Consider the following 20,715-nt stretch of genomic DNA (forward strand, 5'->3'; position numbering starts at 1 on the left):
AGACCATGACTTCTGTAAAAAAATCCCTACCCGCTATCATTCGCTTAACATGCCTTAATCAGGCATTAATTGATCGTTTTTTAGATGCCTTTTGGTCGGAACGGGGAGCAAGCCGCAATACCCTCGCCAGTTATGAGCGCGATTTACGTTTGTTGTGTCATTGGCTGGGGGAGCAGGGCAGCACGCTGGAACACGCGACACGCGGGGATTTGCTCGAATATTTAGCGATTCGGGTACGTGATGGGGCAAAATCGACCTCTACGTCACGCTTGCTTTCCAGTATGCGGCGTTTTTACCGCTGGCAAGTGCGTGAAAATATGCGTAAAGATGACCCTTCCGCCCAGATTGAAATGCCGAAACAGGGGCGTTATTTACCTACCGTGCTGTCAGAAATCGAAGTTGATGCGTTATTAGCCGCGCCCGACAATACTCAACCGCTGGGTTTGCGGGATCGGGCGATGTTGGAATTGCTCTACGCTACCGGCGTGCGGGTGTCGGAATTGGTGGGGATTCGCTTGCACGAAATATCCTTGTCAAACGGGGTAATCCGCATCACCGGCAAAGGCGGTAAAGAACGTCTCGTACCCTTGGGCGAAGAATCGCACGAGTGGATCACCGCGTATTTGCGCGAAGCCCGCCCGATCCTGATGCAAGGAAAACCGATTGATGAACACGTGTTTGTTACTGCACGTGGCGGCGGGATGACGCGCCAGATGTTCTGGGTACTGATTCAACGTTATGCGTCGCAAGCGGGAATCGCCCGCTCGATTTCACCGCATACATTGCGCCATGCGTTTGCTACCCACTTGCTGAATCACGGCGCGGATTTGCGGGTGGTGCAAATGCTGCTGGGGCATACCGATTTGTCGACCACACAGATTTATACCCATGTGGCGCAGGCGCGGTTGCAGGATTTGCATCGGGAGCATCATCCGCGCGGGTAGGGGTTACCCAAACCCACCACCGCCCGGCGTGGCAATGGTCAGCACATCACCTGCGCTGACTTCCACCTGCGCAATCCCTTCCAGCGTTTGCAAGTAGCCATCGGCTCGTAATACACGATTCACGCCGCACTGCCCATTTCTGCCGCCCGCCATGCCATACGGCGCAACCTTGCGATGCCCCGACACAATGCTCACGGTCATCGGTTCCAGAAACCGGGTTTTGCGCACCACGCCATCGCCGCCGCGCTGTTTGCCCTTGCCGCCAGAATGTGGGCGAATGTGGAACGCTTCCAGCCGCACCGGAAAGCGCGTTTCGAGAATTTCGGGGTCGGTTAAGCGTGAATTGGTCATGTGGGTATGCACCGCACTCGCACCGTCCGCATTCGCGGTTGCCCCCGCACCGCCGCATAGGGTTTCGTAATACTGGTGTTGTGCATTGCCCCACGTTACGTTGTTCATTGTGCCTTGAGCCGCGCCCATCATGCCGAGTGCGCCAAACAGCGCGTCGACCACGTATTGCGAGGTTTCCACATTGCCCGCTACCACGGCAGCGGGGTATTGCGGGTTCAACATCGAGCCGGGGGGAATGATAATGTGCAACGGTTTCAAACAACCTTCGTTGAGCGGAATATTGTCTTGCACCAGACAGCGGAATACGTACAGCACCGCCGCGCGGGTAATCGCGGTCGGTGCGTTGAGGTTGCCGGGGTGTTGATGGCTGGTTCCGGTGAAATCCAGCGTGGCGGAACGGTTGGCTGCATCCACGGTAATTTGCACGCAAATCCGGCTGCCATCGTCCATGTCATACTGGAAACTGCCATCTTTGAGATTGCCAATCACCCGCCGCACCGAGGCTTCCGCATTGTCCTGCACATGGCGCATGTAGGCTTGCACCGTCGCCAACCCCATTTGCGCAATCATGCGGGTGAGTTCGGTTTCGCCACGGGTACACGCCGCAAGTTGCGCCTTCAAATCGGCGATGTTGTAGTCGATATTCCGTGCCGGATACGCGCCGGAAGCCAGCAATGCACGGATTTCAGTTTCGCGGAAATGCCCACGCTCCACCAGTTTGACGTTGGTGAGGAGGATGCCTTCTTCGTCAATCGTGCGACTTTGTGGCGGAATCGAGCCGGGGGTAATGCCGCCCACATCCGCATGGTGCCCACGGGTGGCGACGTAGAAAATGATGGTGTTGCCACTTGCTTCAAACACGGGTTTGACGACGGTGATGTCGGGCAAGTGCGTGCCGCCGTGATAGGGGTCGTTGAGGACGTAGGCATCGCCCGCTTGCATTTGCCCTAAGTTAGCACTGATTACGGCTTTGATGCTTTCGCTCATGCTGCCCAAGTGAACCGGCATGTGCGGCGCGTTTGCCACCAGATTGCCGGAGGGGTCGAAGATCGCGCAGGAAAAGTCTAGGCGTTCCTTGATGTTTACTGATACTGCCGTTTGTTCTAGCACGAAGCCCATTTGTTCGGCGATGGACATGAAGAGGTTGTTGAAGATTTCTAGGCGGATTGGGTTGGGGGAATTACCCCCCATCCCCGACCCTTCCCCCGCAAGGGGGGCAGGGAGTGAAGAGGAGGAGGGGAGAGAGAACATCTCAAGATTGCCAAGTTCGGTTAGTTGAACTGTCCAATTAGGTTCAACTACCACCGTCCCGGTACTTTCCAGAATTACCGCTGGCCCTGTAATTATTTGCCCAACACACAAATGATCCCGTTGATAAAACGGCGTATCCTGCCATTCCCCACGCATAAATACTTGATGCGAAGTGATGTGCTCTTCGCTCCCTGCCCCCCTTGCGGGGGAAGGGTCGGGGATGGGGGGAAGTCGGGCTTCAGCCCGACCCGCAGCAATCCCCTCCACCTCAACACTAGCAACAACAACCGCTTTTTCCGCCGCAGTAAACCCAAACCGCTGCCGATGCACCCCCTCAAACGCAGCCCGAATCCCCGCCGCATCCTCACCAACCCACGCCAGCAGCAAACTCGAATCCGATCCCGCATAACGGCAATGCAGCCGCGTTTCATGCCGTATGTGCACCGTGCTGACACCTTGGCTACGAATATGCGCCGTCGTTTCCGCCACCAATTCCGCCTGTTGTTGCTGCAACCCAACCAGCAGCGCATCATCTAACACCGCTTCCACACTGCGCGTCACAATATGGCGCACATCCGCCAACCCCATGCCATAAGCCGACAACACGCCCGCAAACGGATGCAAAAACACCTTGCGCATTCCCAACGCTTCCGCCACCAGACACGCATGTTGCCCACTCGCCCCGCCAAAGCAGCACAGCGCGTATTCGCTCACGTCATAGCCGCGCTGCACCGAAATCTTTTTGATCGCGTTTGCCATGTTTTCGACGGCAACGCTGATGAAACCTTCGGCGACTTGTTCGGGAGTGAGGCTTCGACTGCGCTCAGCCAGCATGGTGAATTTTTTTCGCACTACCGCCACATCCAGCGGCTCATTGCCTTCGCGCCCGAAGATGTGCGGGAAATAATCTGCCTGCAACTTGCCCAGCAACACATTGCAATCGGTAATGGTCAATTCGCCACCGCGCCGATACGCCGCTGGCCCCGGATTTGCTCCAGCAGAATCGGGACCAACGCGGAAACGTTGCCCATCGAAATGCAGGATGGAGCCACCACCCGCAGCGACAGTATGGATCAGCATCATTGGCGCACGAATCCGCGCCCCGGCAATGTGGCTTTCCAGCGTGCGTTCGTATTCGCCCGCAAAGTGGCACACATCGGTAGACGTGCCGCCCATGTCAAAGCCTATCAATTTGTCGAAACCCGCAGCCTGCGCGGTTTGCACCATGCCGACCACGCCACCCGCAGGCCCCGACAGGATCGCATCCTTGCCCGCAAAGTGATCCGCGTGCGTCAAACCGCCGTTGGATTGCATGAAAAACAGTTTCGTCTCCGGCAATTCCCGCGCCACTTGCTCGACATAACGGCGCAACACCGGGGAGAGGTACGCATCCACCACCGTGGTATCGCCGCGCCCGACGAATTTGATCAGCGGGCTAACCGCGTGGCTGGTGGAAATCTGGGTGAAACCGATTTCGCGGGCAATCGCTGCTACCAACGTTTCGTGCTGCGGGTAGCGGTAGGCGTGCATGAACAAAATCGCCACCGAACGCAAACCCTTGGCGTAAGCGGCTTGCAGGTCAGGGCGGATTTGCTCCGCATCCGGTGCTTGCAAGATTTCACCGTTGGCAGAGATGCGTTCGTCGATTTCCAGCGCGTCGGTGTAGAGCATTTGCGGCAATTCGATGTCGAGCGCGAATAGGTGGGGGCGTTGCTGATAGCCAATCCGCAAGGCATCACCGAAACCGCGCGTTGTCACCAGCAGCACCGGTTCGCCTTGGTGTTCCAGCAGGGCGTTGGTGGCAACGGTTGTACCCATGCGCACCGTGTCGATTTGTTCGGTGGGGATTGCTTGCCCAGCCTCCAGCCCCAGCAAATCGCGAATGCCTTGAATCGCTGCATCGGGGTAGCGTTCCGGGTTTTCGGATAGCAGCTTGTGGGGGCGTAATGTGCCGTCCGGGGTTTGCGCCACGATGTCGGTGAATGTGCCGCCACGGTCGATCCAGAATTGCCAGCGGGCTTGGGTCATGGGGATGCTCCGTCGAGATTGGGATGGGGGATTATAGTCGGATGTCGGGTTGAAGTCCGGCGGTTGTGGGTTTCTAGTTAGGTGGAATTCTGCTATTAATCCATCAGGAATTTTTCACAGGAATTGTTGCGTCTTATGTCTCAAGTACCACAGGTTTTTATCAGCTACGCCCGAGATGGCGGTGTCAGTGAACAGACGGCGACTGCGTTGCATGAACAACTGGTGCAAGCGGGGATTGCGGCTTTCCGCGATGTGGAAAATATTGATCCCGGTAGCCATTGGGCAGCGGTGATTGAGCAACAGATTTTAGCCAGCCATTTGATGGTGGTGGTGGTGTCTAAACCTGCGCTTGACCCGCAGCGTTGGGTAATGCGTGAATGTTTGTTTGCTGCCAATAAAAGAATTCCGATTATTCCTCTGTTGGTGGAGCAGGTGGAACTGCCTTTGTGGTTGACGCATATTAATGCCTTGGATTTTACGCAAACTCAGCATTGGGGGCGTTTATTGCTTGCGGTTGGCAAATACATTGCTGTCGAGCCAGTGATAGAAGCAGTCCCACTCGCGCAAGTCGTACCAAAACCACGGCAACTTTCAGAAGCTGAACGCTTGTTGCAAGAGTTGCAAAACCCGCAGGTATTGCCACCACGCCGTTTTGAGATCGGTAATCGCCTGAATATTATTGGTGATCCACGTCCCGGTGTGGGTCTTGATGCCAACGGTTTGCCCGACATCGACTGGGTGAAAATTCCCGTTGGTGAGTTTATTTATCAGGATAGCCAACGTTTGTGGTTAGGTGATTATCAGATGAGCCGTTATCCTGTTACTAATCAGCAATTTCAGGCATTTGAGAAGGCTGGTGGCTATAACACTGATAAATGGTGGGAAGGGCTGCAAAAGCCTGATTCCCTGCCAAGCCATCGTTGGATAGATGGCAATCGCCCGGTAGAAAATGTGGACTGGTATGAATCCATCGCCTTCTGTCGCTGGCTATCTGCAAAAACAGGTCAAGAAATCCGCTTGCCAACAGAACAGGAATGGGAAAAAGCAGCACGGGGCACGGATGGTCGGGAATACCAGTGGGAAGGAAGTTACAAAACGGGTTATGCCAATATTGATGAAACATGGAAAAAAGACGGCGACTTTTACCTGCGAGAAACGTCTGCCGTTGGTATTTACCCTCAAGGTCAGTCGCCCTACGGTTTGATGGATATGTCCGGGAACGTCTGGGAATGGTGTCTCAACAAGTACGAAGAACCTTCAATGATTACCCCTGATCTTTCCGGCGGTGTTCGTGTGGTTCGGGGCGGCTCGTGGAACTACCTTACTGAGCTTTGCCGCTCTTCTTTTCGCAGTCGTGGGAATCCAGTCTATCGTCTCGACTCTCAGGGTTTTCGGTTGTTGTGTTGTTTCCCCTATTGAACACTGATTTACTGGTCACTGAACCCCTGTCAGCCGCTACGCGGCTGACGATTTTTTTTCACCACTTGAACTGCTTTAGCATGTGCTTTCTTAGTCCCCATGAATCGGCATAACGGACGTGGTTGGTCCAGCCTTGTACGCTGGCATCGAATTCGGCGAAGCTGATGTTGCCTTGTCGCCAATCAGCAAACCGTTTGCCCAGCGGTCTTGTCGCTTCAACTACTTTGCGGGATTTCAAACGCCGATGTGTCGGGTATATTGGGTGTGAACAAAAATGTGGTTTTGTTCGATTACTGCACTCCGAACTTCCCCTCACCCCCCAGCCCCCTCTCCCTCAAGGGGCGAGGGGGAGCAAGAGAATCAGGCTCTTAGCCCCTCGCCCCTTGAGGGACGACGCTGAAAGCGGCTGGGTGCGGGGTTGGGGTGAGGGGTAACGGCGAAAAGCCGCCCAGATACACCACAAAGCCCAGCCCCGGAACACCCGTATCACATGGTATCAATCACCTAGATTTTGGCTAAATCCTGTTACCGCACAATCTCCAGCCGCACTTCCGCCGTACCCGGCAGGATTAGCCCAAGCTGTTCCGCCGCTGCCAACGACACATCGACAACCCGCCCCGCTTTGTAAGGGCCACGGTCATTCACTCTTACCAGGACAGCACGTCCGTTTCGCAGGTTGGTCACGCGCAGCAACGTGCCGAAAGGCAAGCTGGGGTGGGCGGCAGTCATCGCATACATATTGTACGGTTCACCGCTGGCAGTCGGGCGACCGTGGTATTGATGCGCGTAGTACGAAGCCTTGCCTGCCATGCCAGTTCCCAGTGTCTGGCAAGCGACCAGAAAAAAGCAGGCCAATAGCGGCAAAATGTTGGATTTATTCATGGTGTACCCCCGTTTTTGTTTCGATAACTTTCTACTTGTTTTTATTTTTGGTATTACATACGATCTGAATTATTTGGCATTGGTGGGTAATAAGCACGATATTTTTTACCTGTGGCGACTGATTCTCAAAGATCCAAAAGATGATCATGTGTTGGAATTCGCAGATCGTTTTCCAGATGAAATTAAAAAAGGACATAAAACGTGAATACCCTAGTCTTTGACATCGAAACCATTCCCGATATTGAGGGTGGGCGTAAGTTGTACGATCTCGGTGATTTGGATGCGGATGGCGTGGCTAAGGCAATGTTTCACCTGCGTTTTCAGAAAAACGGTACGGAGTTTCTGGCGCATCATTTACAGCGTATTGTGGCGATTTCGGTGACGTTTCGCGGGCGCGGTGATGAGTTTAAAGTGTGGACGTTGGGCGATGAAAGCGCGGATGAAAAAGAGATTCTGCAACGCTTTTTTGATGGGATTGATCGTTATACCCCGACGTTGGTGTCCTGGAATGGCAGTGGTTTTGATTTACCGGTGATTCATTACCGTGCGATGAAACATAAAGTCACCGCGCCGCGTTATTGGGATATGGGCGAAGACGATAGCAGTTTTAAATGGAATAATTACATCAGCCGTTATCACACGCGCCACACGGACTTGATGGATTTGCTGGCGTTATACAGCGGACGTGCCAATGCACCACTGGATGAATTAGCAACGTTATTCGGCTTCCCCGGCAAGATGGGCATGAGCGGCGCGAAAGTGTGGGATGCGTATCAGGCGGGGCAGTTGGCGGATATTCGCAATTATTGTGAAACCGATGTGCTGAATACTTGGTTGGTTTATTTGCGGTTCCAGTTAATGCGCGGGCATATTTCCCACGAAAAATACGACGGCGAATGCGCTTTAGTGCGTCACCATTTGCGGCAGTCGGCTAAAGCGCATTTACTGGCATTTGAGGAAGCGTGGGAAGCTGGCGCGTAACTTTACGCAGCGCACGCGGTTTCTTGTAGCGTAAGCCACTTGCTCACCAGTTTCAGCAATTCTTCTTGTTTGACGGGCTTGGCGAGGTAATCGTCCATGCCCACGCTCAAGCTTTTTTCCCTGTCGCCTTTGAGGGCGTTGGCGGTCATCGCAATCACTGGGGTGCGCTTTTTGAGAATGCCTTCCCTTTCCCATTTGCGGATGTAACGGGTGGCGGTGTAGCCGTCCATTTCCGGCATATTAATATCCATCAACACCATATCGTAAGCACGGGTGCGGATGGCTTTGAGTGCCAGTTTGCCGGTGGTTACGTGATCGACGTGGACATCGGCTTGCTCCAGCATAGTAATCGCAATCAGGGCGTTAACCGGATTATCTTCCGCCAGTAAAATTGTTTGCGTGTGGGTTGCCGGTGGCACGAAGGTGGCGGCAGGTGCGGAATTCGGTGCAGTTGAGTGCGCCGGACGACCATAACGCTGTAAGGTATCGTTTAAGACATCGCGCAAGGTAATCGAGCGTATCGGTTTGGTCAGCGCGGTTTGAATACCCGCTTGTTGTTGTTTTTCTTGGGAAATTCCGTAAGAAGTCAACATCACAATCGGGGTGTGGTCGTGCTGCGGATTGCTGCGGATGGCTCTGGCGAGGGCGATGCCATCCATGCGCGGCATAAACCAGTCGAGCACTAAAATATCAAACGGGCGTTGTTGGTGTTCGGGGGCTTCTAAGGTGGCGAGTGCTTCGTCACCGCTGCTGACCAAGGTGATTTCGGCCTGCCATGCCTGCAAATAGTTTTCAAGGATCAGGCGGTTGGTTTCGGTGTCGTCCACCACCATGACTTTGCGCCCGCTTAAATGTTCGGTTTTGTGTGAAGCACTTGCGTCGACCACTTGCGCCGGAATTTCAAACCAAAAGTGACTGCCTTGGTCGGGGATGCTATCCAAGCCGATAGTGCCGCCCATCATTTCGGCAAATTCGCGCACAATGGTTAGCCCCAAACCCGTACCGCCGTACCGCCGGTTAATGGATGCGTCGACCTGCACAAAGGATTCAAACACGCTTTTGTGCATCGCGGGTGGAATGCCAATGCCGGTATCACGTACTTCAAAGCGCAAGGTAACATTACCGTCTTTGGCTTCGCGGCAGCTTAATGCGGTGTAAACTTCGCCGTGATCGGTGAATTTAATCGCATTACCAATCAGGTTCATCAACATTTGCCGCAACCGTGCGGGGTCGCCTTTGACCCGTTCGGGCAAGGTATCAGCAATTTCGCAACGCACGATAAGGTTCTTTTCCTGCGCCATTGTTGACATGATTGTACTAATGCCTTCGACCAGTTCGCGTGGGGAAAACTCAATCACTTCAAGATCAATACCGCCCGCCTTAAGCTTGGAAAAATCCAGAATATTATTGATGATGTCGAGCATTACCTCGCACGAGGCATAAGCAGTGTCGATGAATAACTGCTGTTTTTCATCAAGCGGAGTGCTTTTGACGATTTCGAGTGAGCCGAGAATGCCGTGAATCGGAGTGCGTAATTCATGGCTCATGTTTGCCATGAAGCGGGTTTTTTGTTCGGATTTATGCAGGGCATCAATGCGCTGTTCGGTTTCCGTTTTAACATCTTCGTAGAGCTTGCGCATTTCTTGAGAAGACACTTCCAAGGAACGCTCTAACAAATACTGCGCATTCGTGGTATCGGTGTAAGAACGATCAATCAAATGCAAAAAATCCTGCCATTTGCTCAGATCATCCGGTAAATCTGTTGCATTCAGGCCGCTGCGTTTGAGCTGTTTTTCAAGGCGTTTTTGTAAGTTATTCATGGGCGTTCATACAATAGCGAAAGTGTCATAGTGGCATTGTGATGGCTACAGCCGCCGCCGTATTCAGTGGGGGCGAGTTCACCGAAGCTGTAAAAGCCAAACTGTTGACTGCCATTGGGCAGATTTTCCAGCACTGTTTTTAATTCTTGGGCAGTATCTTCACCCATAATGAGTTGTCGTGCCGCACAACTGATGGTGAATGCTAAGACAGGCGTATTGTTGGGCAGTTTAGCTACCAAACTTTTTACCGCATCTTCCGCGCCATCTACTAAATAATCGGCACTGCCGTACATAAATTGGGCTTGATAGCCGGATGGAATATCAGCAATAAAGCCCAAGCTTTGGGTGGCTTCGTCCACCGCTACCGGCACACGTACCGCATAATGGGTTTTGTCACTATTCCAAATCGCTAGTGGAAAATTCAACGCACTTTGCGGTAAATATTGCGCGTGTTCACCTAAATATTCTTTGTAAACTTGCAGGGCAGGGCGATGGTCAATTTCGTAAATAGTGCGATTATCCGCACGGGTAATGCGACGTTCGGGGCCAAATGGGCGGAAACCATCCCGCGATTGACTCGCAAACACCACTTTTTCACCGTAAAAACCAATGCCGCAGGCTCGCCCTGAACAAGGCACACCGTTATGCAAAACCCAGGTTGCTTGAAATGCCATCCGGTCGCTGGCTAAACCGCCAACAATAGCGACAGATTCCTGATCAATGTGAGCGGCTAACCCGCGAATCAGCTCTGTACCTTGCGTGTTAAGACCGTCAGTGAGTAACAAAACCCCTTTCAAATCGGGAGCCTGAAGCTGCAAACCCAAATATTCGCCCGCTTGACGTGAAGCCGCAGGCGACGACAGTGGTGTTTCCGCCAAAGCCAAACGTGCGTGATCAAAGCGTATTACCCCGACGACCAAGCCTTCTTGCTGCAAATGTTCGCCGAAAATACCCGCCATTGATGCACAACCGGCGATAACAGAAGTAGGGTATTGGGTTTGAATGGATTTAAAAACACCCGGAAAGGCATGGTGATCCGGCTCACCAAACACCAACACCAAGGTTTGCGATGAATCCAGATCGGGCAATGGCTGATGCCAACCCTTTGCTGGTGTGAAGAACGTTAAAATAACCTGCATCGGTCATTATCCCCTGTCGCGCTGAACCTTATGGCCTATGATTTTTTATTTAGGATATGCTTAAAAAATACTACCACAAAAAGGTTCATTGCCGCCGCTACCTTTTGTCGGAAGGTAGCGGCATGGGTAATTAAACCGCGCTTAACAGCCGTTCCACCAGCATTTGCCTTGGGTTTCTTGGAACTTCATCGCGGCATCGTATTTTGGAGTGCTGTAACGCGGTTGTAGCAGGGTTTCTTTCATCGCAAACAAGCCCCACTTGTGGAACGATTGCGGTTGGGTATACAGCATAAATTGTTGCCCGCCCGCTGTTTTCCAGCCGTTGAGCAACGTGGTGTAGCGTTCACCCATGCGCGGGTCACGATTCGCTGCTTCAAATACATTGCGGCGGATGTCGTCGGTATTGCCATCAACGGTTAAATGTTGCCCACCTTCGTAGGCATATAAGGCTTTACCAAACCGTGCCACTTCAGTGGCTTGAGCCGCCAGATTGATCTGCAATTTTGGCAAACCATTAGGATCGTTGGCATTGTCAATCGCGGCAAACACTTCATCCACCGTCGTTACCTCATTCAAGGTTTTCGGAATGGTGGTGGTATTGGAGCAACTGGTGCTGGTGCGATCCAAGCACGCATAAAAATAGGCATTGGTGGCGACTGCATCCACATGATCTTTGGTATCAAGGTAGTTCAGCATATTGCGTGTCAGGAAGATGTCGGTTTGCACCGTTCCCAAAATACGCACTAAACGGCTATTGTCGTTGAAAGCCGTTTCCCACAACTTGAAGATTTCGGTGGCACGTTTTGCGTAATACAATGCACCCGCCCAGTATTCTTGGTTGGTAAATGCGCTACCCAAACCTAAATCCATGCCTTTTTTACGGGCGTATAAAGAACCCCAGAAAATGTAATTCCATGCTTCATTGGTGTATTCAATGTGTGCTTTTAAACCCGCATTGAGGTTAGCGTGTACATAATTCGCAAATTCTGTGACGTATTCATCGGTGGCATTGTGTGGAATATTAAACCACGGGTGTGCTTTCAACTGATTTGCCAAAGCCACTTGCACTTCCAGCGGTGCGCCGCGCCCGTAGCGTTGCAGCAGTGGGTTGTTGGCACTGGCAGAACCACCCCAAGTTGCATCCGTCAGTTTGGCGCGTTGCGCCCATGTGAAATCCTGAAGTAAACAGGTGTTATAGGCATCACCTGAACCAGTACAGGGGTTGCGCGGGCTGGCTTCCATTAAGTTCATCATCCGTACCACGCGGAAATCTTTCATAAAATTCAGATAATCCGGGTTAAAGACGATAGTATTACGGTTGACTAAAGTATCTGCAAACGCTTGATACTTACCTGCTGGGCAGCCATCCGCATTCGCCACACGTACAAAAGGATTACCCTCGCAAACACCACCCGGCATCACAATGCGGATGTTCTTGATGGGATTATTGACGTTGTTAACGGTAATGGATAAATCCATGCGTTCCAAACGCACTGCCACGCCGGTAAATTTAATATCAATCAAGTCCCTACCGGGTGAGCGTGATACTAATTGCGCGTAATTGCCGTAAACAATGGTTCCCTCGCCATCGTACAATACGGTGTAACGTCCTTCAGGGATAACTTCGCTAAAACGACTAGCGGGAATGGTTCGCCCAATATTTTCTGCCGCTACTGTTGGATTGGCGAGGATCGCGCCTGATAATAAGGTGGTACGAATGCCGCAATCTGCGGTAGGGGCTGAGGTAGGCCAACCGTTAGCGTCATAAGTCACGGATGCGCATGACAGTGTTTTAAATGGTCGTGCAATGCGGAACAAATCAGCAAACGGCACGCTTTGAATAATGCTGTCTTGTTCAGCTTGCGGTGCTTCGGTATTGATGCCGAGTGATGGTGTAAATGCTGTTAAGGGAGTTATGCCTTTCTCTACAAGTTGTTCGTTTAATTCACTAGCAAAAGTTTCATCACCAAGAGATTCGTTTGGTGGTGGTGTAAAACTTGCGTCCAGATTTATGCCATTACTTGGATTGCGATCAATGTCACCGTTAAGTAAAAACAGCTCGATATTGTTAGCAGTAGTGGCTTGACGGCTGGTATCGCTGGTGCTGGCGGTTGCCAACATTTCTGCGGTCACTACGCTTGCACCAGTGAGGGTAAGGTTTTGGTTGGCAATGGTGAATGTCACTGTTTCACCGCTATTATAAGTGAAACTACCATCCAAGCCAGTGACACCGCTTGCCTGTGCAGTCACCGTGCCAGCAGCATTTGCGCTTGCAGCACTGCTGTAGCTGACATTGCCGACAGCGCGTTCTGCACCATTAACGGAAATGATCAATTTACCCTGTAATGTCGTAGGCGTAGGCGTAGGGTCTGGGGCTGTACCACCGCCTCCACCGCCACCTCCACAGCCAGTCACGAGAGCTAAAGCTGTTATCGCCATACTATGTATCAATGCACGGTTTACCCAATGTCTTGATGACTTATTGTTTGCTAGATAGTGCATTGCCTACTCCGTAATTGTATCCTTCGCCTCAGTAGATAAGGATTTAGTATGAAAACTCCATTAATGCTTAGTATTGTAGTCACTTTATTGACCGCGTGTAACCCCGCTAAACGTGACGTTGTTCCACAAAGCCCGTTAAGTGCAGCAATCACCATTCCCTCTGATGCAAAGCCCTTACTGATTAGTGAAAAATATCAAATACGCGCCACTGTCTATGTCATTGATGGTGTGGTTATGGTTCAAAAGCAAGGCGCGGATGCGCAACGCTTAACCGGGATTAATCCTGCGTTATACCCTGATTTTCAGAAAGTATTTTTCCGTGTTCAGGACAAAAATCGTGATGGACTCAATGAAATTGCGGTGTTGGCGGGGACAAGTTTCGGTGCTACGGAGCGTTGTTATGACGTGTTTCACTACAATCTGAAACAAGGGATATTTGAGCGGCGTTGGGAAGATTTTTACTGTACATCGCACTAAAAACCGCCTGATGTCAGGCGGTTTTCAATCAGTAGCTTAAAACTCGTAAGCCACTTGCGCCGTTAACGCACGGGTTTTGGCATCGTCATAGCCTTTCGACTGACGCAGTTCGATAGCACCTGTTAAATCTTTGTATAACGGTTGGCGATAGGCAACACCGTAAGCGGTTTTATCCAACCCCAGTTGTGCGGCTTGTTTGGTTTTATCCCAACCGATGGCGATAGTTCGGTCGTTTTGCAGATCGAAAGCTGCTTCCAAGTGAGTAGCCGACGGTTTGGCGGCAGCGTCCAAAACTGAATCGGGTGTACCATCACCATCTTCGTCAGCACTTGCTAAATCACCTGCTTGGAAGGCTTTGGTTGCCATCAGGTGTTCGCCCATTAAGGTGACGTTGCCGAGCTTGGTTGAGCCGTAGATGCTGACACCCGGTACTTTCTTGCTGGCATTACTGACATCACCAAAACCACCGGATTCGGTAATGTTCGATACATAGTCGATGCCGCCGCTTAGTTTTTCAGTTTCATAGCCCACGCCCAGACCGAAACCACTTTTGTGTTTACCCGTTCCGTCGGTTTTTTCAGCTTCGCCATTAAACAAATAAGCTGTTGCGGAAAGGTTGCCGTTTTTGGTTGATGCTTGCAGCACTTCTTTGCGGTTGGTTTCGCCCAACTCCAATGTCAGCGGATCAGAAACCATTGAGGTGTCGTATTTGCCGAAAGACAGGTATTTTTTCCCGGCAGTAATATCAAGCTTTTCTGCGGGCATAGCGTGCCAGGTAACGAAGGCTTCATCCAATTCCAGCGGGGTAGCTACGGCGTTTAAATCTTCTTCGTACAAAAACGAAGTAGTGATGTCGAATTTATCATTGGGTTTAATGATAGAGCCGAACGCGCCGGTTGCCAACGCGGAGCCTTTTTCGGTGGTGGTTGTGCCGTCAGCCTGCTTAGTTTTGTTGTTGCCATATTCCACTTCAATCGTGCCGAATACTTCGAGTTGGTCGCTGACTTCAGCAGCTTGAACGGTGTGTAGCGGGGTAGCAAGCGCGGTAGCAATCAAGCTTGCCAGTAAGGTTTTTTGCATCGTTGTATTCTCCAAATTAGTCAAAATCAGGCAATCGTTAAGTGATTGTCCCATAAGGTATCGGTAAATTTATGCAACAAAGTTGCATTTGTCGAGTGTTTTGTGACTTGGCAACGGTGTAAATCGCCGTTCGCTCCCGATACCACAAAACCTTGTGCGGGAATAAAAGCCAAACCACTGGGTTCAGTGAGCGGAATCGCTGCTAAAAACGCCCCGGCATCGGTATCCCAAAACGTTACGTGATTGCCGCGCGGTGATGTCACAGCGGCGATGCGTTGCTGCGGGTCGTAAGCTAAATCCGCCATGTAGCCGTTAAACTGCGCAACGGTAGGATTATCAACCGCCAGTAAGCGTAAATCTCCGCCCGCGTGTTGCCATGCAACTAAGGACGCGGGTTGTTTGCGGTACAAATCACCTTCGTATTGCAAGGCCACCCCAACATCGCCATCGGGGGTAACGATCAGGTGACGTATGCTTAATTGATGGTCTGGTAGACGGTATTCATCAAGCTTTTTGCCGGTTTCGCTATCAAGGTAAACCAATGAGGGCTGCATGGTATCGAGATTCAACTTACGTCGCCCAAAGTCAGGGTGAGTCTCAATGCCACCGTTCGCAACAACTAGCGTTTTACCATCGGGCAGCAACTGCACATCGTGCGGATCAAGCCCGTAAGTGGTGTATTCCCCCACGGGTTGCAAGCTTTTGCTGTCACGAATGCCCAGCACTCCACGCTTACCGTTGTAATCATTTTCGGTGGTAAACAGCACGTCCCCGCGCCCCGACAAACACCCGTGTCCGGCAAAATGCCGCCCGTTAATCGCGTTCAGGGTAAGATTGCTGGCATCGTCGAAGTTGACGACTTCACAAGCAAACGCCGGTCGTCGCCCAAACATTAAAACGCGCCCGTCACTCATGGGTAAGACACCATGCCCACGCACGCCAACCGGTAACGACTGCACAGTGCCGCTGCTTAGATCGAGCTTACTCAGAAAATGTCCGCCCGCCGGATTGTCACTAGCGGAATATAACCAAGTCGGTGTTGGCTTTGCTGATACAGGGGCAGGTTGTGCCGCAAACTTCATTAACTCGCTGACTCCCAAAGCAGCACCGAAGCTTCCGGCAGTGGCGAGTAACAGGAACTGACGACGATTCATGGGTTAATCTCCGTCATTATCATTGAAACCCAGTTGCACACCCATCGCCGGGGCTAATTGGGTGCGGATTAAACTACGGATGCTTTCTGCACGCTGGTAATAATCATCCAATGCCGCGCCTTGACCTTGGCTAATTAACTCAAACGGATCCGCTTCCGGTACAGGCAGCTTTAAAAAGGCTTCGATTGCCGTGGTTAACTGTTCGGCAAGAGCTTGGTTGGCGGTTTGTGTTTTCAGTTGTGCGAGGATGCCGCCATCGACTAACAGACGTTGCAAACCCTGCATATTGGCACGCACGCTTTGAATGGCATATCCGCTGCGCCATGCTTCCAATTGGTAAGCGTTCGATTGATTTTGCACCGTATCGTGATTCGTCCCACTGCTGACTAAGCCTTTGCCTAAGGGATTTCCTAAACGGTTTTTTGCGATTTTTTCGGAAGATTGATAGATTTTTCCGACCAATGTATCCAATGCCTGTTGGGTATTGGCTAAGTGCGCGTTACCTCGCGCCGCTGTTTTAAAGGCTTTGGCGTAATTGTCACCTTCGTCTGCCCAAGCTTGTGCAATCTCGTGTAAGTCGCCTTGCAATAATTCACTGGCGGCTTGAACATACGCACAACGGCGTTTACCGCCGTCTTGCTGGAACGTTTTGAGTTGCGCATCAATGGGTTGTTCGCGGTCAAACAAGAGCCACTCTAGTGCGGGCAAACCACGCCCACCCACCCCAGTTTGCGCGATCGTGTCCGGTGTGAGTGCGGTGCTGGCGTTTAAATGTTTCTGGATCACCAGTTTTTTCGGCGGGGTAAAATGCACATTGAAATCCCGCTGATTCTCAACTGCCGGGCCAAACAGCAGGGCATCCGTGCGTTGCCATGCCAGTAAGGTTTCCGCCCATGCCTGACGTACTGCTGTAAAATTTGCCTGATTCGGGTTACTGCAAAATACTTTGCTTTGTTGTGCCAAAGCTTCCCCGGCTTTATCGAGTTCGCGGTACAGCGGTTGAATCGCCTTTTCAGTGATACTGACCAGTAATCCGTCGGAATCAGGCAGTGGTGTAACGGTTTGCGCCCATAAGGTGGTCGGGGCAAGACAAAGTAGCAAAATCAGTTGCTTAAACATGGTATGCGTTCCATTACAAGGAGTTGAGGAAGTGCAGCAACGCTTCCCGTTTGGTTTTTGGCATGGCGACAACCGCTTGTTTGGCTGGTTCCGCTTCGCCGCCGTGCCACAAAATGGCTTCGAGCAGATTGCGGGCGCGTCCGTCGTGTAAAAAGCGGGTGTGACCGTTAATTTTTTCGGTTAAGCCAATGCCCCACAGCGGCGCAGTGCGCCATTCGCGTCCGCTGGCTGCAAATTCCGGGCGGTTATCGGCTAAACCCTCGCCCATATCGTGCAGCAATAAATCGGAATAGGGCTGGTGAGGCTGGTTTGCCAATGCTGTAAAACTAGGAATATGGCAGGCCGCACAACCCGCTTGCCCGAACAATTGCTGCCCTTGAATTACCTGAATGTCATTGGTTGTGCGACGCACTGGTACGGGTTGGTTAGCAACATGAAACACCACGGTAGCAAGTAAATCGTCGGGAATTTCAGGTTTACCGCCAGTAGGTAATTGCAAACAATCGGTTTGTACCGCACTGCATGGCTGTTCAGGAAATAAGCTTGAGGTAATCCCAATGTCGTTACGAAACGCATCTGCGCTTTGCTGGCGAATGCTGGGCTGATTCGCTTTCCAGCTAAAGCGTCCTAACACGGTTTGCTGTTTGGCTATGTCCCACACAGTGTTGGGTTTGCCTGATATTCCGTCACCGTTACGGTCATCTGGGTCAGCATTGGCAAGAATGTCCGTTTCAGGAATGCTTTCCAGCAACCCCATGCCCAGCAATGGCGGTGCAACCCGTGCAGAAAACTGAATATCGGGGGCGAACGCACCGTAATTCGGCTGGGTGATTTCCAAATGCGGTTTCAGCAGGGTATAGCTAGTGCCATCTTTGAATTCCCCTTGGATTTCGCTGTAACGAAAACGCGGGGTCGCTTCGCTGGGTAAGCCTTTAATACCTAAAGTTTGTAAATGATCGCCGTAAACAGGGTCAGGTGCGACACCCAATACCTTGGCTTGCTCGTGTTGTTGGGAATCCCGAATAGGGACACCCAACTTAACGATGGTCGACATAAACGGTTCGGCATCGGTAAACGGCGGATGTCCGCGCCCATGTCCAATATGGCAGGCAAGGCAACTATTAGCCTTGAATAACGGCCCCAAACCATCGCGTGCGCTGGTCGAGGCGGGGGCGATAACCCAGGGTTGCTGAAAGAATGCGCCACCGACGGCGAAATCTTCATGCTGTTGCGGGTTCCCGCTCAGGGAACGGGGGGTATCGCCGTTGGCTAGACCTGACAGCAGCATCAAGCTACTGAGGGTCATGGCTAAAGTTACTCGCATTTATCCACCAAAAGAGTCGCTGCTTTCAGGGCTTAAATTGTCGATACCCAAGGCTTTTGCGGCTGCTTCAATGTCGCCTGTTTGACTGCGTAACGCGGCGATCGCTGCTTTAATACGCTGATTACCTGCTTTATTTTCAGCGGCAATCTGCTGATCAAACGCTTCGCCTTTTTTGGCAGTTTCGACAATGGCAGTCACTTTTTGCTGGGTGTCGCTCAATTTACCGACCAGTGTTTCGCTGGCTTTCACGTCTTTGCTGGCGACGAGTTGCGCAAGGCTTGCACCTTCGAGCTTCGTCCCATCAGCGCGTTGATAGGTTCCATTGAAAATATTCTGGATGCTGCGAGCGTTTTCCGCAATGTCATTATGGGTATTATCGCTAAAGCAGGAATGCTCATCTTCCTGCGAATGCGCCAACAACGCGACATTCATGCGCTCACCGGCTAATTCACCCAAACTCAGGCTACCCATGCCGAATAACATACGCCGCATTGCTTCTTTTTCATCTAAAGCGAGGAAGGTTTTGCGGTAATTGTCTTGCGCATCTGCCCAATCATCCGCCATCGTTTGCAAATCCGCGACCAGCAAATCGGTCACAGCTTTGAGGTATTCAGCGCGGCGTTCGCAATTACCGTTGGTGCAGGTATCACCTTTGGCGTAATCCGTGTGTGCACGTGTACCTGCGTCGTTGGGGCTGGCATTGAAATCTTGCCCCCACAGCAAAAACTCAACCGCGTGATAGCCGGTGGCAACATTAGCTTCAGAACCGCCTTTTTCATGGGAGGCTTTCAGTAACTCGGCATTGATTGGCTCTTTGCCCGCGATAATATTGGCAGTGGCAAATTTATTGCCTTCTTCGTGGTCGTAAAGGTCTTGTTTAACGTAATCAATCAATCCTTCGTCTAACGGCCAAGCATTCACTTGACCTTCCCATGCATCCACGTTGGGATTACCGAAACGAAATGCCTCGGTTTGGCTGTATGGAACACGTGCCGCCAACCATGCGGCTTTAGCCGCTTGCTGAGTTTCAGGCGTTGGATTGGCAATGAAAGCATTCACTTTTTCTTGCAGCACTTTACCTGTGCTCAAGGTATCACTAAAACCAGCGTGGGCAAGATTAACGTAATGCTCCATAACCGTTTTAGCGGTGACAGTTTCAGCAGCAACACACAATGGCGCGATAGTTAACGCGCTACCGAAGAGTGCGCTTGCTACCAGTTGGCGAATACGATTCATGACAATTTTTCTCCGAAAAAAGCGAGTCATCGTCCGCTGAGGTCAAAATCAGGTTGCCACGGCGGGTAATGGTGAGGAAATAGGGACGCTTGCCGTGCTGTAAAATGACCTTTTTACAACCACGCATCAATTCTTCTAAATTGACTAGGGGAGGTTTGGTATCCGTCATTCTCAAGGCTCCAGACATCATGCGAATGCACCTTGCATTAGGTTGAGGTTAAAGGAAAAGGTGTCGGGGTTAAGGGTTTCTTCGATGACTTCACAGGCATGACCTTTGCACCGCCCGCAACACGTGCCCACTTTCAGCTCTTGCTGAATGGCTTCCAGCGTTTCATGGCCTTGCTTGACGGCCTTTTTAATCGCTTTGTCGGTCACAGAGTGGCAAATACAAACGTACATGGCATCACCTAAACAATAATCGTTCTTGATAGTGCACTGATGATAACCATGCGCAATTGCAAATACAAGTAGTTCTCAGTAATTTACCGAAATGAGAAAAGTTCTCAAAATGTTCTTGACCGATAAAACGCGAATTATTATCATTTGATTCATGTTACAGGTTTTGCCTCTCCTCAAAACGGCAATAAAAAGTAGCCAAGCCAGTGTATGAATTTGTGACTCCGCACCAGCCAGGTTATTTCTTTTTTAAGAGATAAATGGAGGTGTGTATGACGTTTTATGTAAACGCATGGTTGGATCGGGTTGATCCATTTATCAGCTTGCACAATCGGCAGACTGGCGAGCAAGTCGCGCGATTCGACAAAGCAGAGTTGCAGGAATGCATTGAGCAGGGCGATTTTTGCCTGAGTGAATTATGTAATCCGTGTCAGCGTGTTCAACAAGAATTAGTAAAATGCCTGTTGTTGGCACGATGTTCGCATGATGTGAAACATCAGTTAGAAAACATTTACCGAAGCTTTTTTCCGCACACTGGTGGTGCAGCGATTATTCCATTTAGGCCAAAGCAAGCGGCATTACAACCGCAGCCCCAATTTGCCTGAATTACTG

Annotated in this window: 17 protein-coding genes; 5 read left to right on the forward strand and 12 right to left on the reverse strand. The window is 51.3% G+C overall.

Going from position 1 to position 20,715, the window contains the following annotated elements:
• The first annotated feature begins 5 nt into the window (after positions 1-5).
• Positions 6-944 carry a site-specific tyrosine recombinase XerD gene (gene xerD, locus J9260_RS07790; RefSeq protein ID WP_210220439.1) on the forward strand — a complete coding sequence of 313 codons (939 nt, stop codon included), beginning with the start codon at positions 6-8 and terminating at the stop codon, positions 942-944.
• Between the two features lie 3 nt (positions 945-947).
• Here the strand turns inward: xerD and J9260_RS07795 are convergent, their stop codons facing one another.
• Positions 948-4,574 (reverse strand): hydantoinase B/oxoprolinase family protein, encoded by a 3,627-nt coding sequence (locus J9260_RS07795; RefSeq protein ID WP_210220440.1) that lies wholly within the window; start codon positions 4,572-4,574, stop codon positions 948-950.
• Positions 4,575-4,709: 135 nt separating this feature from the next.
• Between J9260_RS07795 and J9260_RS07800 the strand changes: the two genes are divergently transcribed.
• Positions 4,710-5,993, forward strand: coding sequence for an SUMF1/EgtB/PvdO family nonheme iron enzyme (locus tag J9260_RS07800; protein WP_210220441.1), 1,284 nt, complete (start codon positions 4,710-4,712; stop codon positions 5,991-5,993).
• Between the two features lie 525 nt (positions 5,994-6,518).
• Here J9260_RS07800 and J9260_RS07805 read toward each other — a convergent pair.
• The gene (locus J9260_RS07805; RefSeq protein WP_210220442.1) at positions 6,519-6,875 is read right to left on the reverse strand and encodes a septal ring lytic transglycosylase RlpA family protein; all 357 of its coding nucleotides are present in this window, start codon (positions 6,873-6,875) and stop codon (positions 6,519-6,521) included.
• A gap of 201 nt (positions 6,876-7,076) precedes the next feature.
• On the opposite strand from J9260_RS07805, the gene J9260_RS07810 reads away from it, so the two are divergent.
• Positions 7,077-7,856: a 3'-5' exonuclease gene (locus J9260_RS07810; protein WP_210220443.1), complete on the forward strand. Its 780-nt coding sequence runs from the start codon at positions 7,077-7,079 to the stop codon at positions 7,854-7,856.
• Between the two features lie 2 nt (positions 7,857-7,858).
• Here J9260_RS07810 and J9260_RS07815 read toward each other — a convergent pair whose 3' ends face one another.
• From J9260_RS07815 to J9260_RS07825, 3 genes are all read right to left on the reverse strand, one after another.
• On the reverse strand, positions 7,859-9,676 hold the full coding sequence (locus J9260_RS07815) for a response regulator (RefSeq protein ID WP_210220444.1): 1,818 nt from the start codon (positions 9,674-9,676) through the stop codon (positions 7,859-7,861).
• Positions 9,673-10,815, reverse strand: coding sequence for an FIST signal transduction protein (locus J9260_RS07820; RefSeq protein WP_210220445.1), 1,143 nt, complete (start codon positions 10,813-10,815; stop codon positions 9,673-9,675). Before J9260_RS07820 ends, J9260_RS07815 begins: the two co-directional genes overlap by 4 nt.
• Positions 10,816-10,956: 141 nt before the next feature.
• The gene (locus J9260_RS07825; RefSeq protein ID WP_210220446.1) at positions 10,957-13,254 is read right to left on the reverse strand and encodes a hypothetical protein; all 2,298 of its coding nucleotides are present in this window, start codon (positions 13,252-13,254) and stop codon (positions 10,957-10,959) included.
• Between the two features lie 111 nt (positions 13,255-13,365).
• Here J9260_RS07825 and J9260_RS07830 point away from each other — a divergent pair, with 111 nt between their 5' ends.
• A complete protein-coding gene (locus J9260_RS07830) occupies positions 13,366-13,794 on the forward strand; it encodes a hypothetical protein (RefSeq protein WP_210220447.1) in 429 nt (142 codons plus the stop codon).
• A gap of 36 nt (positions 13,795-13,830) precedes the next feature.
• On the opposite strand, the gene J9260_RS07835 is transcribed toward J9260_RS07830, so the two are convergent.
• From J9260_RS07835 to J9260_RS07865, 7 genes are read right to left on the reverse strand one after another with little or no spacing between them, the layout of a single operon-like run.
• A complete protein-coding gene (locus J9260_RS07835; RefSeq protein WP_210220448.1) occupies positions 13,831-14,874 on the reverse strand; it encodes an LbtU family siderophore porin in 1,044 nt (347 codons plus the stop codon).
• Positions 14,875-14,900: 26 nt separating this feature from the next.
• Entirely contained in the window at positions 14,901-16,028 is a 1,128-nt protein-coding gene (locus J9260_RS07840; RefSeq protein ID WP_210220449.1) for a DUF1513 domain-containing protein, read from the reverse strand.
• Between the two features lie 3 nt (positions 16,029-16,031).
• Positions 16,032-17,147 carry an imelysin family protein gene (locus tag J9260_RS07845; protein WP_210220450.1) on the reverse strand — a complete coding sequence of 372 codons (1,116 nt, stop codon included), beginning with the start codon at positions 17,145-17,147 and terminating at the stop codon, positions 16,032-16,034.
• 13 nt (positions 17,148-17,160) lie between these two features.
• Entirely contained in the window at positions 17,161-18,471 is a 1,311-nt protein-coding gene (locus J9260_RS07850; RefSeq protein ID WP_210220451.1) for a di-heme oxidoreductase family protein, read from the reverse strand.
• On the reverse strand, positions 18,472-19,707 hold the full coding sequence (locus J9260_RS07855) for an imelysin family protein (protein ID WP_210220452.1): 1,236 nt from the start codon (positions 19,705-19,707) through the stop codon (positions 18,472-18,474). It lies immediately after the preceding gene.
• A complete protein-coding gene (gene hemP / locus J9260_RS07860) occupies positions 19,664-19,876 on the reverse strand; it encodes a hemin uptake protein HemP (protein ID WP_210220453.1) in 213 nt (70 codons plus the stop codon). The genes J9260_RS07855 and hemP overlap by 44 nt, the downstream gene beginning before the upstream one ends.
• A 17-nt stretch (positions 19,877-19,893) precedes the next feature.
• A complete protein-coding gene (locus J9260_RS07865; protein ID WP_210220454.1) occupies positions 19,894-20,106 on the reverse strand; it encodes a bacterioferritin-associated ferredoxin in 213 nt (70 codons plus the stop codon).
• Between the two features lie 269 nt (positions 20,107-20,375).
• Between J9260_RS07865 and J9260_RS07870 the strand changes: the two genes are divergently transcribed.
• Positions 20,376-20,708 carry a hypothetical protein gene (locus tag J9260_RS07870; RefSeq protein ID WP_210220455.1) on the forward strand — a complete coding sequence of 111 codons (333 nt, stop codon included), beginning with the start codon at positions 20,376-20,378 and terminating at the stop codon, positions 20,706-20,708.
• Positions 20,709-20,715 lie beyond the last annotated feature (7 nt).

This window comes from Thiothrix unzii, from assembly GCF_017901175.1.
GTDB classification, from domain to species: domain Bacteria; phylum Pseudomonadota; class Gammaproteobacteria; order Thiotrichales; family Thiotrichaceae; genus Thiothrix; species Thiothrix unzii.

Excerpts from the sequence above, each read along its gene's own strand:
- J9260_RS07800 (WP_210220441.1), top strand. The coding sequence starts at position 4,710 with ATGTCTCAAGTACCACAGGTTTTTATCAGCTACGCCCGAGATGGCGGT.
- J9260_RS07850 (WP_210220451.1), bottom strand. The coding sequence starts at position 18,471 with ATGCGAGTAACTTTAGCCATGACCCTCAGTAGCTTGATGCTGCTGTCA.
- xerD (WP_210220439.1), top strand. The coding sequence starts at position 6 with ATGACTTCTGTAAAAAAATCCCTACCCGCTATCATTCGCTTAACATGC.
- J9260_RS07805 (WP_210220442.1), bottom strand. The coding sequence starts at position 6,875 with ATGAATAAATCCAACATTTTGCCGCTATTGGCCTGCTTTTTTCTGGTC.
- J9260_RS07815 (WP_210220444.1), bottom strand. The coding sequence starts at position 9,676 with ATGAATAACTTACAAAAACGCCTTGAAAAACAGCTCAAACGCAGCGGC.
- J9260_RS07855 (WP_210220452.1), bottom strand. The coding sequence starts at position 19,707 with ATGAATCGTATTCGCCAACTGGTAGCAAGCGCACTCTTCGGTAGCGCG.
- hemP (WP_210220453.1), bottom strand. The coding sequence starts at position 19,876 with ATGACGGATACCAAACCTCCCCTAGTCAATTTAGAAGAATTGATGCGT.
- J9260_RS07825 (WP_210220446.1), bottom strand. The coding sequence starts at position 13,254 with ATGGCGATAACAGCTTTAGCTCTCGTGACTGGCTGTGGAGGTGGCGGT.
- J9260_RS07865 (WP_210220454.1), bottom strand. The coding sequence starts at position 20,106 with ATGTACGTTTGTATTTGCCACTCTGTGACCGACAAAGCGATTAAAAAG.
- J9260_RS07830 (WP_210220447.1), top strand. The coding sequence starts at position 13,366 with ATGAAAACTCCATTAATGCTTAGTATTGTAGTCACTTTATTGACCGCG.
- J9260_RS07840 (WP_210220449.1), bottom strand. The coding sequence starts at position 16,028 with ATGAATCGTCGTCAGTTCCTGTTACTCGCCACTGCCGGAAGCTTCGGT.
- J9260_RS07795 (WP_210220440.1), bottom strand. The coding sequence starts at position 4,574 with ATGACCCAAGCCCGCTGGCAATTCTGGATCGACCGTGGCGGCACATTC.
- J9260_RS07845 (WP_210220450.1), bottom strand. The coding sequence starts at position 17,147 with ATGTTTAAGCAACTGATTTTGCTACTTTGTCTTGCCCCGACCACCTTA.
- J9260_RS07870 (WP_210220455.1), top strand. The coding sequence starts at position 20,376 with ATGACGTTTTATGTAAACGCATGGTTGGATCGGGTTGATCCATTTATC.
- J9260_RS07820 (WP_210220445.1), bottom strand. The coding sequence starts at position 10,815 with ATGCAGGTTATTTTAACGTTCTTCACACCAGCAAAGGGTTGGCATCAG.
- J9260_RS07835 (WP_210220448.1), bottom strand. The coding sequence starts at position 14,874 with ATGCAAAAAACCTTACTGGCAAGCTTGATTGCTACCGCGCTTGCTACC.